13 protein-coding genes are annotated in these 15,186 nt (G+C 27.1%); 10 read left to right on the top strand and 3 right to left on the bottom strand.

What is annotated here, in order from left to right; all coding sequences use genetic code 11:
- Positions 1-41: 41 nt before the first annotated feature.
- Together IC214_RS12745 and IC214_RS12740 are read left to right on the top strand one after the other, a co-directional pair.
- Entirely contained in the window at positions 42-728 is a 687-nt protein-coding gene (locus IC214_RS12745) for an ABC transporter ATP-binding protein (protein WP_227435153.1), read from the top strand.
- Positions 725-3,280, top strand: a complete 2,556-nt coding sequence (locus IC214_RS12740; RefSeq protein WP_227866714.1) for an ABC transporter permease — start codon at positions 725-727, stop codon at positions 3,278-3,280. Before IC214_RS12745 ends, IC214_RS12740 begins: the two co-directional genes overlap by 4 nt.
- 139 nt (positions 3,281-3,419) lie before the next feature.
- Here the strand turns inward: IC214_RS12740 and IC214_RS12735 are convergent, their stop codons facing one another.
- Complete coding sequence (locus tag IC214_RS12735) at positions 3,420-4,619, bottom strand: coenzyme F420-0:L-glutamate ligase (RefSeq protein ID WP_227435155.1); 1,200 nt, start codon at positions 4,617-4,619, stop codon at positions 3,420-3,422.
- Between the two features lie 118 nt (positions 4,620-4,737).
- Between IC214_RS12735 and IC214_RS12730 the strand changes: the two genes are divergently transcribed.
- Together IC214_RS12730 and IC214_RS12725 are read left to right on the top strand one after the other, a co-directional pair.
- Positions 4,738-5,625, top strand: coding sequence for a LysR family transcriptional regulator (locus IC214_RS12730; protein WP_227435156.1), 888 nt, complete (start codon positions 4,738-4,740; stop codon positions 5,623-5,625).
- A gap of 254 nt (positions 5,626-5,879) precedes the next feature.
- Positions 5,880-6,434, top strand: coding sequence for a GNAT family N-acetyltransferase (locus tag IC214_RS12725; protein WP_227435157.1), 555 nt, complete (start codon positions 5,880-5,882; stop codon positions 6,432-6,434).
- A gap of 168 nt (positions 6,435-6,602) precedes the next feature.
- Here the strand turns inward: IC214_RS12725 and IC214_RS12720 are convergent, their stop codons facing one another.
- Both IC214_RS12720 and IC214_RS12715 read right to left on the bottom strand, forming a co-directional pair.
- Positions 6,603-7,463, bottom strand: a complete 861-nt coding sequence (locus tag IC214_RS12720; RefSeq protein ID WP_227435158.1) for a YitT family protein — start codon at positions 7,461-7,463, stop codon at positions 6,603-6,605.
- A gap of 54 nt (positions 7,464-7,517) precedes the next feature.
- On the bottom strand, positions 7,518-7,736 hold the full coding sequence (locus IC214_RS12715) for a hypothetical protein (protein WP_227866713.1): 219 nt from the start codon (positions 7,734-7,736) through the stop codon (positions 7,518-7,520).
- Between the two features lie 230 nt (positions 7,737-7,966).
- Here IC214_RS12715 and IC214_RS12710 point away from each other — a divergent pair, with 230 nt between their 5' ends.
- The 6 genes from IC214_RS12710 (at position 7,967) to IC214_RS12685 (ending at position 15,130) form a co-directional block, all read left to right on the top strand.
- Complete coding sequence (locus IC214_RS12710; protein ID WP_227835992.1) at positions 7,967-9,373, top strand: sensor histidine kinase; 1,407 nt, start codon at positions 7,967-7,969, stop codon at positions 9,371-9,373.
- A 242-nt stretch (positions 9,374-9,615) separates the two neighbouring features.
- Positions 9,616-12,096 carry an ABC transporter permease gene (locus IC214_RS12705; RefSeq protein WP_227866712.1) on the top strand — a complete coding sequence of 827 codons (2,481 nt, stop codon included), beginning with the start codon at positions 9,616-9,618 and terminating at the stop codon, positions 12,094-12,096.
- Between the two features lie 16 nt (positions 12,097-12,112).
- Positions 12,113-12,802, top strand: coding sequence for an ABC transporter ATP-binding protein (locus tag IC214_RS12700; protein ID WP_227835994.1), 690 nt, complete (start codon positions 12,113-12,115; stop codon positions 12,800-12,802).
- Positions 12,803-13,145: 343 nt separating this feature from the next.
- Positions 13,146-13,466, top strand: a complete 321-nt coding sequence (locus IC214_RS12695; RefSeq protein WP_227435162.1) for a Fe-S cluster assembly protein HesB — start codon at positions 13,146-13,148, stop codon at positions 13,464-13,466.
- A 139-nt stretch (positions 13,467-13,605) separates the two neighbouring features.
- A complete protein-coding gene (trmB, locus tag IC214_RS12690) occupies positions 13,606-14,250 on the top strand; it encodes a tRNA (guanosine(46)-N7)-methyltransferase TrmB (RefSeq protein ID WP_227435163.1) in 645 nt (214 codons plus the stop codon).
- 148 nt (positions 14,251-14,398) lie between these two features.
- Complete coding sequence (locus IC214_RS12685) at positions 14,399-15,130, top strand: hypothetical protein (RefSeq protein WP_227830552.1); 732 nt, start codon at positions 14,399-14,401, stop codon at positions 15,128-15,130.
- The last annotated feature ends 56 nt before the right edge of the window (positions 15,131-15,186 follow it).

The following is a 15,186-nucleotide window of genomic DNA, read 5'->3' as shown; positions in this document are numbered from 1 at the left end:
TAAGAACTTATATTTTAAGTTATGTTGAAAGGAGAAATAAAATGAGTATATTAGTGACGAATCATTTAGTAAAACATTATGGAGAATATGAAAACAAGGTCAATGCACTAAATGGGGTAAGCATAGAAATTGAAAAGGCTACATTTACTGCTATAGTTGGAACTTCTGGGTCTGGTAAAAGTACATTATTAAACATTATAGGTGGGTTGGATAGCCCATCATCAGGAGATGTAATAATTAAGGGTAAAAACATATCTAAATTAAGAAAAAAGGATTTGACTGTATTTAGAAGAAGGAATATAGGTTTTATATTTCAAAATTACAGTTTAATACCAGTATTAAATGTCTATGATAATATTGCTCTTCCTGTTACATTGGATAAAGGAAATTATGTAGATCATAGCTATATTGAAATGTTAATGAATACATTAGGTATTTGGGACAAACGTCTAAAATTTCCAAGTGAACTTTCTGGTGGACAACAACAGAGAGTAGCAATTGCTAGAGCCTTAGCAAATAAACCTGCACTTATACTAGCTGATGAACCAACAGGAAATCTCGATAGTAAGACTACAATGGAAGTAGTATGTTTACTAAAAGAAAGTAGTGCAAAATTTCACCAAACAATACTTATGGTAACACATAATGAAAATATAGCACAAATATGCGATTCTATTATACATATTGAAGATGGAATTGTAGTAAATAATGGTGGTGAAATACTATGATATCTTTAATGAAGTTTGCAATTCAATATATTAAACATTATAAAAAACAATCTATATCTATAATCTTAAGCATCGTACTATCAGTAGCCTTATTGACAGGAATTGGTTCTTTAGTAAATAGTGCAAATAAAAGTAAAATTGAGAAAATAAGAGCGGATAATGGAGATTATCATTTTTATTTTAAGGTAGATAATAAACAACTACAAAAAATTAAGAAAGACAAAAAATCAAATGAATACACTGTAAATAGACTTGGTATCATAAATACTAAAGGTTCTATAGATGAACCTTTCATTATGAATTTTTTAAATGTGGATTCATCTTATTTAGATATGACAGGTAGAAAATTATTGAAAGGAAAGCTTCCTAGCAAAGAAGGAGAAATAGCACTTGATACCTATTCATTAAATAATTTAAATATAAAAGAAAAAATTGGAACAGAGATAAATTTAGACGGAAAAACTTATAAGTTATGTGGGATTTTATCTGATATTTTAAATCCAGAAACTGCTTTAGAGGGCTTTCTAGATAGTTCTACATTTTCTGAAGAAAATGGTAATTATATGGTTTATGTAAAATTTGATGAAAATAAAAATATAAAAAAACAGAGTGCTAGATTTATGAGAGAATTTAGTATATCGAAAAAAAGTTCCTATGTAAATTGGAATTTATCAAGTGAATTTGGTGTAAAACCTCCAATAACTTTTGAAAGATATAGTGTATTTCAATTTTTAAATTCTTTAAAATTAAATACAAATGCAATTGTTTTGATTATTGGAATATTTAGTGCAGCAGCAATATATAGTATTTTCCATGTTTCGATACTTCAAAGAATATCACAATATGGCGTTTTAGAAGTGTTAGGTGCTAATAATAAGCAACTTTTACTACTCTTGTTTTTAGAATTATTTTTACTTTTTATCATAGGTTTTCCTATAGGATGTATTTTAGGCATAGGAGTAGCTTCAACAATACATCAACAATTTCCTCATATATTCTTAGGTAGTGATATTATTCCAGGGTCATTTTTTATAAGTGAAAAATCTATTTACTTAGGATTTTTGTTTTTAGCATTATTGTTAATTTTAATCACTGTACGAGTTGTATATAAGCTAAGCAAATATTCTAGTATTGAGTCAATGAAAAATTTTGAAGTTATTAGTAAACAGAATAGAGAGATAAAAAGTATAAAGTTTTCTAACATTACAGCAGTATTATCTCATAAATATATGACTCAAAAAAAAGGAATGTTTATAGGGATTTTGTGTTCATTAGCACTTGGGGGAATTATTTTTCTATGTTCTAGCTATTCTATACAACTTACTAGAAATAATAACGAGCTTACAATGAAGGCTGATGATGGTTTAAATTCTGATTATCAAATAGCTATGCAAACAACTGATTTTGATATAGGAATACCAAAAGATAAAATTTCAAGACTAAACGAAGTAGAAGGTGTATCAAGTATTCACCCAGTAAGGTATTTTTTTGGCGGTATACACATTAGAGATGAACAATTACTTTGGAAAAATTTCTTTAAACCTCTTGAAAAAGATTACAGAATAAAGAATTTTTTCAATGGAATTTGCACTAAACAAAGTGATGGGGGATACCTTTTAAAGACAAATATCTATGGATATAATGCTAACATGTTAAAAGGATTAAATCCTTATATTATTGATGGAAAAATTGATAATTCTGACATGGTTAAAAATAATAAAGTGATTGTTAGACTTCCTATGGATGGTACTGGTATATATGGTGCAGTTGACATAAAGCCAGGAGATACTATCAAAGTTAAAGTGCCAAAAACAATGAAACCTACTGATGAGACTATTAAGTTTAAAGAAGAAGATAAAAATGATTATACAGTAAAAGAATTTGTAGTTGCTGCTACTGTAAAACGTGTAATGGCAAATAATATATACTTTATTGGCGATTATGGCATGGATATAGTTATGACAAATGAACAGATGGAAAGTAATTTTAATATCATAAATTACAATATGGCCAGTATAAAAAAGACGAAAGAAAGCAATAGCATGGAAGTAGCTAAAGAAATAAAAAATGTTATACATAATATAAAACGATGTATTGTGACAGATTATACTATTGCTATTGAAAAAAATAATATTTATTTAAACCAGAAATTATTGTTTATATATGGTATCGTATTTGTACTTCTAAGCATAAGTTTGTTTCATATTATCAATACAGTGAGTTATTTAGTTTTTTCAAGAAGACATGAATTTGGAATTTTAAGAGCTATGGGAATCACAGATAATAAGTTTTTGATTATGATGATGAGGGAAGGTTTTTTATATGGACTATATGCAAGTATTATAATGGTAATTGGAAGTATTATTGGGCAATCTATGATTTATTTTATAGTAAAACGCGTATATTTATATATAAATCCAGTTTTCAATATAAATATGTCTCTATATGTGGGTATGATTATTTTAAATATTACTATTAGTATTATTGCAGTTATCATTCCAGTAAAACAAATATTAAAGAGTGGTATTATTTCAGAAATAAATAGAGATTAAAATTCTTAATAAAGATTAATAAATTAAACTATGTAAATATTAAATAACCTCTTAATTGATATACAGTAAAGTTATATCAATTAAGAGGTCTATATTAGTTTTTAATCTAAATAAATTACATAAAATGCTTTAATATATATTATTTTGTATAGTTATCAAAATAACCTTGTATGTAAATAATAGGAGTACCTTTATCTCCACTTCCAGAAGTTAAATCTGCTAAAGAACCTATAAGGTCTGTAAGTCTTCTTGGAGTAGTACCTTGAGAAACCATATTTCCTGTTAAATCATCAGATTTATTATCTTTTTCAACTATGTATTTTGAAATTGCTTCTTTTAACTCATCTCCAGATAAGTCAGCAAAATCATTATCAGCTAAATATTTTAATTTCACCTCATTTGGAGTACCTTCTAAGCCTTTTGTATAAGCAGGAGAAACTACTGGGTCAGCTAGCTCCCATATTTTCCCTACAGGGTCTTTGAACGCTCCATCTCCATAAACCATTACCTCTACATTTTTACCTGTAATTTCTTTTATATTGCTTTGAATTTTATTTACAACTTCATCACAATTTATAGGGAATAATTTTACAGTTTCTTCTGTAGCTTTGTTTGAACCTAAAAGTCCATATTGGTCATTATACCCACTACCATCTACACTTGATGTCATTATATCATCAAGAGAATATACCTTTTTAGCACCATTTTGATTTAAAATTCTCTTTGTTCTTTGTCTTGTATGTATATCACAAGTTAAAACACTTGTTGTGTAATTAAGTATAGTTTTTGGGTTGTTAGCAAAAACTATTTCTACTTCTGCACCACACTCTTTAATTAAATTTTTATAATAATCAACATAATCAACACCAGTAAATGTATGTTTATTATATCCAAATAGTTCTCTATATTTTTCTTCTGTTAACACATCTGACCAAGGGTTTATTCCTTTGTCATCAAGTTCATCAATACTTATCAAGTGATTTCCAACCTCATCAGAAGGGTAGCTTAACATTAATACAACTTTTCTACATCCTTTTGCAATACCCTTTAGACATATTGCAAAACGATTTCTACTTAAAATTGGAAATATAACACCAACAGTATCATCTCCAAATTTATCTTTTACATCTTTCGCTATATTGTCAACATGAGCATAGTTTCCTTGTGCTCTAGCAACAACAGCTTCTGTAACAGCAATTACATCTTTGTCTCTAACTTCAAAGTTTTCACTCTTTGATGCATTTAAGACAGAATCAACAACTATTTTAACTAAGTCATCTCCTTGTCTTATAATAGGTGCTCTAACACCTCTTGAAACAGTTCCAACTAATCTATCCATTATTTAAAATCCTCCTAAAGAATTAATATTGTCATATTAGTACCATGTATATTATAATTCAAATATAATCATAAGTAAAATAAATAATACTAATATTTGATATAAGGAGTAGTTATGTATGAACGTAAAACTTGAATTATATAAAGTTTTCAATGCAGTTGTAAGTCATAAGAGCTTTTCTGTTGCTGCCAAAGAATTATTTATGTCACAGCCAGCTGTAAGCCAATCAATTAAACAATTAGAAGAACAATTAGATACTATATTATTTTATAGAAATAATAAAGGTGTAAAGTTAACTCCAGAAGGGAAAATTTTAAGTGAACATGTTGCTACTGCATTAAACTTAATCGCATCAGGTGAAGATAGAATAAATAAATTTAAAAAATTGGAATATGGTTCATTAAAAATTGGAGTAGGAGATACAGCAGCACGTTTTTTTCTATTAAAGTATTTGGAAATTTTTCATAAGAAATACCCACATATACATGTATCTACAATAAATAGAACTAGTAGAGAACTTATATCCTTACTTAAAGATGGTAATATTGATATAGCAATCATAAATATGCCAATAGAAGATGAAACATTAAATATCGTTGAATGTATTGAGATACATGACATATTTGTATGTGCAAATGATTACATAGAATACAAAGGAAAGCAAATATCTTTAGAAGAATTAAATTTGTTACCTTTGATAATGTTAGAAAATAAAGCAAATTCAAGGCTTTATGTAAATGAATATTTTTTATCAAAAGGTATAAAGCTAAATCCAGATATAGAATTAGGCTCTCATGAATTACTTTTAGAATTTGCATATATAAATCTTGGAGTATCTTGTGTTATAGAAGAATTTAGCATAGATTACTTAAATAGTGGAAAATTATTCAAATTAGACATAAAAGAGCCAATACCTAAAAGAAGTATAGGTTATTGCCATTTGAAAAATATCTCTCTATCACTAGCAACAAAAGAGTTTTTAAGTATGATATCTAATAATATGTAAGTTTATATTTGGCATTTCTAAAATAAGTTTAATAAAAATAAATTAAAAAGTACCTACATATACATGTATCTTACAATAAATAGAACTAGTAGAGAACTTATATTATTACTAATAATGTTGTAGATTTGAGAGATTTATAATAAGCTAATTTTTATTAAATTAGAAATAAGGTTAATTTGAGCACATTTATATAATTAATATCGTATTTTAAATATGAACAGTATATTAGATTAATGTATAAAGGAGGATTAGAAATGTCTGATTCTGAATATCCTCAAATGAAAACCTTAGAAACTAGAAACTGCATACTAAGACCTGCATCATTAAATGATACTGAGGATTTTTTTGATTGTTATAAAAATAAAGTAGTAGTAAAACATTTACCATTTAATGAGCATAAGTCTTTAGAAGACACAAGAAAATTTATAAAATCATTTTTTTTAAATCCATATAAAAAAGGAAAAATAGGTCACTTTGCAATAGTGTACAAAAGAGATAATAAAGTTATTGGGAATATGGGGTTTAATAATATAAATCCAAAGGCATTGGAAGCTGAAATTGGCGTATGTATTAATCCCAATTACTGGGGTCATGACTTTGCTACTGAGATAACTAAAAGAGTAATACAATATGGATTTAGAGAACTAAATCTAAATAAAATCATTGCGATAACCTATGAGGAAAATGCGAATTCTACAAAATCATTAGATTTATTGGGTTTTAAATGTGTAGGAAAATATATCAAAAAAATTCATACTGGAAGCACAATAAAAAATGTCCCATGTTATCAGTATGAATTGAAAAAATAATGAGTATTTAGTGTTCTAATAAATGTTAGATAAAAACAATGCCAAAATCATATTATATCTACTAAAAAGGTTTAGTATATTAATTAATATACTCACACTTTAATATGATATGATTTTGGCATCTATAAGTTATTAAAAACTATATAAACAAAGTTATAAAACAACTTATTAATTTTCTAAGTTTTTAAATCCTTCTCCAAGAACCTCATGTACATCTGTAACAATAACAAATGCAGTAGGGTCAGTCTTTTTAACTAATCTCTTAAGATAAAGTTCTTGCTTTTTAGAAACTACAACAAGTAGTACTTCCTTGTTTTCTCTAGTGTAACCACCTTTACCATCAAGAATAGTAAGACCTCTATCAAGTTCTTTTGTTATGGCTTGTCTTAAACCTTCAGGTTCTTCAGAAATAATAAAAAATGCTTTTGAATGATCAAATCCTTCCATTATCATATCTGCTATTTTTATTAAGACACAAAGTGCTATCCCAGAGTAAAGGCCTGTTTCTATACTACGATTTACTATACCAGAAGATATAACGACCATTCCATCTAAACAAGACATAAATTTTGTAGCTTTTATCCCTGGAAACTTTTTACTAAGTATAAGTGCAATTAAATCTGTTCCTCCAGTAGAAGCATCTGATTTAAACATTATTCCTAAACCTATCCCAACTAAAATTCCTCCTGCAATAGCTGATAGTAGTAAGTCATCAGTTAATCTCAATTTTGATAGTGGGTCTGTCAATTGGACTATAGCAGAGAATACTATTGTCCCAAATAACGTTTTTAATGAATTTTTTGTACCCATAATTCTGAAAGCAAGTATTACTAATGGAACACCTATGATTAACATGATAGCTGATACTGGAAGTCCTGTAACTTTATTTAACACTAAAGATAGACCACTAAGCCCTCCAGGAGCAATTGTATGTGGTTTTAAAAACATATTTATACCAATACTCATTGATATACAACCAAAAAATAACCCAAGCATTTCAAGTAAAATTGGCGACTTTTGTTTTTTCATATAAACACCTCCATGAACTTGTCACAATTTAATATTATAACATATTTGACCAGTTTATATTATATAAAATTTCTTGACATAAGCAATTTCAAGTGTTTTATTATTCTTAATATTTGTGAAATATTTCCAAAATACATGATTTTCTGTCATTCTTCTAACACGATTATTTTTTAGTGGAAATTTTTTATATGTTATAATTTTTAATTCTTTTATTAAAGTATCCCCTATAAAAGTGGTTCTATGATATGCTTTTCTATTTTCATTAATATACACATATTATTTTGTATCCAGATTTAGATAGTTTAATATTTAATAAGTAATTTTAAACTGTTTTATATATCATCACTGTTTTGTATATTGTTACAGTGCTTTATTAAATAACAGATAACTTGATAATATAAAACTATACACATATAATTTAAGATAGTATCATATTTAATAAGATTTACCTTAAAAATAGTTAAAGAACACAAATATATAAGTTTTGGAAAAGAGTTGATTAAATGCGTAAGTCTGGATACAGGACAATACTTTACTCGTACATTATTTTTTTCTTAGTGCTTTTCTGCCTGGCTTTAACTGCAATAGGAATTTTCTTATCACTTATTAATGTCCAGCATCCAAATGGAAAAAGCATACGTAGTGACTGGCCTCAAAATTTTATGGAAAGTTTTACTGAGCAAATTATATTTATAGATAATAAACCACAAATAAAACAATCTGGTTTGGAAAAGCTTCGGGAAAATCAATTATGGATACAAATCTTAGATAGTTATGGAAATAGAGTTTATGGATTTTCAGAACCAAAAAATCATAAAAATCATTATTCTAATTCTGAGTTATTGGAATTAGCCAAGAAAGATACTCCAAATGCTGATACGGTATACTTGAGTACTATTAAAAATAATGAGGATGAATTTATTTATATTATACACTTTCCACTTAATATTTCTAAAGTAACAATGTTTTTTGATGGGACTAAATTTATAGGTGGAAAACCTATTGTGCTTTCAATAATAGGTATTATATTTTTAATAGTTTTAATTTCTGGAATTGCCTATGGATATTGGATAACAAAATTTATTTCACGAATCACGTCTTCTGTTAGTGATATTGCAAAGAGAACATATCTTCCAACCAAAGCGAAAGGAGCTTTTGCTGATGTCTATGATAGTTTGAATACTCTTAATGAAGAAATTCATATCAGTGATGAAATGAAAAAGAAAACAGATATTATACGAGAAGAATGGATTTCAAATATAACTCACGATTTAAAAACTCCCCTTTCGCCAATAAAAGGATATGCAGAGATACTTGTAGACACTGATAATATTCTTTCATATGAACAAGTACATAAATATGCTTCTATCATGCTTAAGAATATAGAATATACAAATACACTTATTAGCGATTTAAAGTTAACATATCAATTAGAAAATGGTATCATTCCGTTGAATAAGCAAAATAGCAACTTGATAAGGTTTTTGAAAGAGTTAGCTATTGATATTTTGAACTATCCAGAATATGGAACTAATACAATTGAATTTGACAGTAACATTGACAATATTAAATTTACTTTTGATTCTACACTTCTAAAGCGTGCATTTAGTAATCTGATTATTAATGCTTTTATGCATGGAAGCCAAGATACCAAAGTTTCTTTGAATGTAATGATATATGATAAAATTAATATAACTGTTTTAGATAATGGGAAAGGAATGACAGAGGAGGAAGTATCAAATTTATTTAATCGTTATTATCGTGGCACTAATACAGAACAAAAAACAGAAGGAACTGGTTTGGGATTGGCAATAACAAAGCAAATTATTGAGCTTCATAGAGGAACTATATCGGTTGAGAGTATTTTATCTTTAGGAACTACATTTCATATTTCCTTTCCTATCAATTAAGGTTAAATAAGGTTAAATAAAAGATATATTAAGGTTGATAAATTATCATATTTATATGGTAGTTATCAACCTTTTCTTATTTAGGAGAAGGCTTAATTTTAGGAGGAAATTTAATGAAAATAAAAAAATTCTATGATTATCATTACATAAGTAAAAGCTTTTTCATCTGACTTTATTTATGGAGTATTAATTAGCATTAAGAAACTTTAGAGTTACATTAAATCAAGAAAGTAGGTGTAAATTTGAAAATTATATTAAAATATATCCTAACAAACATTAAAGAACGAAAAATAAGAACAGCAGTTATGTTGCTATCCGTAATTTTATCAACAGTTTTACTTTTCGTTTCCTTTTCAATTGGATTGTCTTATGAAAGTGCACAGAGAAAAATGGCAAGAGGTATGGCTGGGACTGCAACAATAGCTGTTCAAGGTACAGGTTCAAATAAATTAATTAGTTTAGAAGATATACCAGATTTACATTCCATAAAATCAAAAGTCGGAATATTAGAAAGCTCTGCTGTTTATCATGAAGATGGATATTATGAATCATTCGATATTATAGCAGCAGATTTACCACAACTAAACAAAATTAATAAACCACGATTGGTAAATGGAAATAATATCACTGATTTTTCTGGTGATAAAATTATTCTTCCAGACCGTTTCACATCAAAATATAAAATTAAAAAAGGTGATTTAATCAATTTAGAAATTTATAGTAAGCCTTACACTTTTGAAGTGGCTGATATTGCTGCATATGACACAGTCTTTTTGAGACATACAAGAGGGGTAAATGCATTAATACCTAAAGACACGCTATCTAAAATTTTAAATAAAGAAAGTGGATATACAAAAATTTTGATAGAGCCGAAAAACGACATAACAACAGAAAATTTGATAAATGAATTATCAGAAAAAATTTCAACTAAAGAATATAAAGTATCAAATACTGTAAATGAAACTCAGATAATTGCAGATGCTAGACAGAAAACAATGCCATTTTTCCTAATAAGTTTTTTTGCATTAACTATGAGTATTTTTATTATATATAGTAGTTACAAGGTAATTACATTAGAGCGTCTTCCAATCATTGGAACATTTCGAAGTATTGGTGCTAATAAAAAAACAGTAACTAATATTTTACTATTTGAAAGTATATTATATGGAAGTGTTGGAGGGTTACTTGGAATTCCGATTGGTATAGTTGTTTTAAATTTTATGCTTCATGGTCTTGGTAATTATCTTGAACAAGGTATATCAATTCCAACAGTAATATCTCCAATAGTAATTATTTCTTCTTTTTTAGTAGCGATAATTGTTTCTCTACTTAGTTCATATATACCTATAAAAAAGACTAGTAAGTTATCAATAAAAGATGTTGTTTTGGGAACGGTGGAAGAAAAGAATATTTCAAATCGTACTATATTTTGTATAGGTTTTATAGTACTTTTTTTATCTATTCTACTTCCAAGGATAACAACTGAAAATACTTTGTATTTAGCTGGAGGATTTTCGTTATTAGGACTAATTGTATCTACCATTATTCTAATTCCTATTTTTACTGATACTATGTCTACAGTATTTGAATTTATTTATGAAAAGATTTTGGGAAATGAAGGTAAATTAGCTGCCAGAAATATGAAGAATAATAAAAATATCACACAAAACATTACATTACTATTTATAAGTATTTCTGCTGTAATTGCAATAAGTGTTGTAGGAAGTTTTGTCAAGACATATATAGGCGATGTATTTCGTGATGCCAAGTTACAGGGATTCGCAGATGGAAATATGAATCAAGAATTTATTGAAAATGTTAAACACATGGATGGAATTAAAAAAGTTTTACCTATCTATGTTATGAACAATGAAATATCTTGTGACAGTATAAAATTTTCAAGAGTAGAAGCAACTGATAATATAAAATCATATAGTTCTATGTTTGCAATAAATTATACTAATTCTCATATGAAGGAAGTAGCAATTAAATCTTTTGAAAAAGAACGCTCTATTATTTTAAATGAAGATACACTTAAAAAAACAAGTTTCTCTGTAGGGGATAAAATAATTGTATCTGATGGTGATAAAGAGGTTTTTTACACAATAGTTGGAAGTTTTAAATCTCGCGCAAATGATGTAGAAGCTGTTATACCATCTCGTTATGCAGTTAGTGATTTCGATAAAACTACATATGGATTTTTAGCTTACACAGCAGTCAATCCAGATGTGATTATGATTCAAATAAGAGATTTATTTGGAGATACATCTAATTGGAGTCGTACTGTTGAGGAATTCAACAATGACTCTTTAAATACGATAAATAGCTTTTTATCTCCTATGAATAATATGACCTATTTTATTTTACTGCTTGCTACAGTAGGTATAATTAATAATCTATTGATAAACTATATTCAAAAGCGACGTTCTATAGCTATGTATAAATCTGTAGGACAAAGTGATAAACAGAATATTAAAATGACTTTAATTGAAGGATTTACATCAGGTTTATTTGGTGCTTTTATTGGAGTATTAATATCTATATTAGAAATTCAGACGATTTTCATAGTTGCAGGACCAAAGATTTCAATGACACCAGATTTAGATTTTAAAACATTCATTTTTGTTGGAATGTTAGGTATTACGGTAACATTAATCGGTTCAGTAGTACCAATTATAAAAGGAAAGAAAATGAAATTAGTAGAAGAAATTAAATTTGAATAAAAATGGAGGATAACACATGAAAGCAAGCTATAAAAGTATAGCAATAGAAGCAAAAAATATTATTAAAGAATTTAAAGTTGATAATACAACTACTAAAGTTTTAAAAGATATATCTTTACAGGTGATGAAAGGTGAGTTCGTTTCTATTATGGGACAATCTGGTTCTGGCAAGAGTACTCTTTTATATATTTTAGGTGGGCTAGATACTCCAACAAGTGGAAAGGTATATATGAATGGAACAGATATATCACATTTCAATGACGATAAGATGAGTATAATACGTCGTAGAAATATAGGGTTTGTATTCCAATTTTATAATTTAATACCTAATTTAAATGTTGAAGAAAATATTATGCTACCTCTATTACTAGATGGGAAAAAAATGAATGATTACAAAAATCAATTAAACGATATTTTGGAAATTGTTGGATTATCAGATAAACGTAAACATACTCCACGTAAGTTGTCAGGTGGTCAACAACAACGTGTTGCAATAGCACGTGCATTAATAGGAAAACCAGAGATTTTATTTGCTGATGAACCTACTGGAAACTTAGACAGTAAGACAGGAGCAGAAATAATGCAATTACTCCGTAAAATAAATCAAGAAAGTGGTCAAACAATAATTATGGTGACTCATTCACCTGAAGCTGCTGGAAGTAGTAATCGTATTATTACAGTTCTAGATGGTGTAATAGCAGAATAATTAATAGATATATTTTGGTAATTTTTACATAATAATTTTAAATATTCTTAAAGATTTCAAGTCTTTTTAGATTGTATAATTTTTATATATATGAATTAGAATATGTTAAATGTGTTATAATATTAAGACAATGAATAAAAAATTATACTCTATGTAAATTATTTTATTTATTGTTTATTAAACATATTATTAGGGTATTTATTTAAGACAATAAAATATTTAAAAGTCTAAGTAATAATTGGTAGAAGTTTTGGCAAAATATACAAAAACTAATTGATTATATACGTTATATGGGTATATAATAGATATTGTTTTAATAAAATACTTGAAAGGGAATGATTTGATGAAAATTACTTTACCAGAAACAGCTATTGATACTTTAAAAAGTATCTTAAAAGACAATCAAGATAAACCTAACAATGTAAGAGTATACTTTGCAGGTGTTGGTTGTGGAGGTCCTTCTTTTGGATTAGCTTTAGATGAGAAAAAAGAAGATGACTTAACTTATGAAGTCGGAGAATTACAATTTGTGATGAGCTCTGATGAATATAGTCAATATGGAGATATAATTATAGAAGATACAGGATTTGGATTTAGAGTAATTCCAGAAAATATGAAAGATCAAGGTGGAGGAGGATGCTCTGGTTGTTCAGGGTGCCACTAGAATTGATTTTTTAGTATATTGAGAACTCTCTTTGATAGAAATAATTTTCTATTCTAAGAGAGTTCTTTTTATTTTTAAGTAAGATAATGTATAATAAAAAATGTATTTTACTAATTTTTATGTGTAAGGAGAATTTATTGTGAGAAGAAGACGAAAAAAAGGTGCAGATGAAAAACTTTTAAGTTATACAGAATATGTCTTAAGAGAAGATATAGACAAGTTAAAGGGCAAATGGAGTATAAAATTTGGAAATGATAATCCAATACATGTTGAATTTGGAACTGGAAAAGGTCAATTTATTACAACCTTGGCCAAGCAAAATCCTGATATAAACTATATTGCTATGGAATTAAAGGAAGAAGTACTTTTAAAGGCTGTTGAAAAAGCTGATGTTTCTAATTTAAATAATATATTATTTTTATGGGCTGATGTAAGTGATATTCTAAATTATTTTGAATCTAAAGAATTATCTAGGATTTATATAAATTTTTGTGACCCATGGCCAAAAAATAGATGGAGTAAAAGAAGACTTACTCATTCTGGATTTTTAGAGATGTATAATAATATTTTAGAAGATAATGGAGAAATTCATTTCAAAACAGATAATGAAAAATTATTCGAGTTTAGTTTAAATGAAATTGCTGCAAATAATTGGCTCTTAAAGAACATTTCTCTTGATTTAAGCAGTAGTGAGTATAAAAATAATGTTACAACAGAGTATGAGGATAAATTTATGTCACAAGGAATGCGAATATTTAGATGTGAAGCTAAAAAACGTAACTAGTAATATGTTTATAAGTTTAATAGTAGAAATTTATGCTAATTTATATTAATAAAGTGTACGAAAGTAGGCATATATAACAAGGAAACAGAGCCCTCTCATAGAAATTAATTTACTATGTAAAAAATTTTGTTTTATGTGGGAGGGTGCTATGAATTTAGCTAATTTAATACCATTTCTTATTTCTGCGACGGCTTTAAATCCAATAAATTCAAACGATAAGATTTTAAGTGAAAACCAACTTAAAGATATTTTTCCTGATGCTAACCTGAGAGCAGTTGTAAAGCGATATGTAAATCCAGATGAAATGACTATAAGTAATATAAAGGCTTTGGATGGTGAATTTTATGCAACTGGAGAAAATATTTCAAATTTAAAAGGTATATCATATCTTGAAAACATAGACAATTTTATTTTTTGGAACAATAACATAAAGGAACTTCCTAGAGAAATACTAGGTCTAAAAGATATGGACTCAATTAATCTTGCAAATAATTATTTAATTAATGATAATACAGTTAATTCTCTTTCAAATAATGGTGTAGATGTAAATTGTGATTTGAATTTTATTGATACAAAAGATAATCAATATAAATTAGATTCTAAATACCATAATATTGACATATCAAAAGGCGAGAGTATTGATTTGAGAAAAATAGTTACAAAGAAAATTGATAGTTATTACAAATACTGGGAAGTAACTAATAGCCTTCCGAAAGATTTAAACTTTGTGGTATCTGTAAGTGATAAGAGTATACTTTCATGTAAAGATATGATTGTTAAGGGTAATAATAAAGGGCAAGCAGTAGTGAAAGTTATACTAAATGACAAAGATGATTTAAATACATCTCAAGAAGTTTTAATCACTGTAAATGTAAAATAACATAAAATAAAGTGTATATTTATACAACTTATTTAATTATTATATTTTTAATTTTA

Source organism: Clostridioides sp. ES-S-0190-01 (assembly GCF_020658275.1).
In the GTDB taxonomy this organism is placed as follows: Bacteria; Bacillota; Clostridia; order Peptostreptococcales; family Peptostreptococcaceae; genus Clostridioides.
This window is presented reverse-complemented; position numbering and strand designations above follow the sequence as displayed.

Excerpts from the sequence above, each read along its gene's own strand:
- IC214_RS12725 (WP_227435157.1), top strand. The coding sequence starts at position 5,880 with ATGTCTGATTCTGAATATCCTCAAATGAAAACCTTAGAAACTAGAAAC.
- IC214_RS12710 (WP_227835992.1), top strand. The coding sequence starts at position 7,967 with ATGCGTAAGTCTGGATACAGGACAATACTTTACTCGTACATTATTTTT.
- IC214_RS12700 (WP_227835994.1), top strand. The coding sequence starts at position 12,113 with ATGAAAGCAAGCTATAAAAGTATAGCAATAGAAGCAAAAAATATTATT.
- IC214_RS12695 (WP_227435162.1), top strand. The coding sequence starts at position 13,146 with ATGAAAATTACTTTACCAGAAACAGCTATTGATACTTTAAAAAGTATC.
- IC214_RS12740 (WP_227866714.1), top strand. The coding sequence starts at position 725 with ATGATATCTTTAATGAAGTTTGCAATTCAATATATTAAACATTATAAA.
- IC214_RS12730 (WP_227435156.1), top strand. The coding sequence starts at position 4,738 with ATGAACGTAAAACTTGAATTATATAAAGTTTTCAATGCAGTTGTAAGT.
- IC214_RS12720 (WP_227435158.1), bottom strand. The coding sequence starts at position 7,463 with ATGAAAAAACAAAAGTCGCCAATTTTACTTGAAATGCTTGGGTTATTT.
- IC214_RS12735 (WP_227435155.1), bottom strand. The coding sequence starts at position 4,619 with ATGGATAGATTAGTTGGAACTGTTTCAAGAGGTGTTAGAGCACCTATT.
- IC214_RS12685 (WP_227830552.1), top strand. The coding sequence starts at position 14,399 with ATGAATTTAGCTAATTTAATACCATTTCTTATTTCTGCGACGGCTTTA.
- IC214_RS12745 (WP_227435153.1), top strand. The coding sequence starts at position 42 with ATGAGTATATTAGTGACGAATCATTTAGTAAAACATTATGGAGAATAT.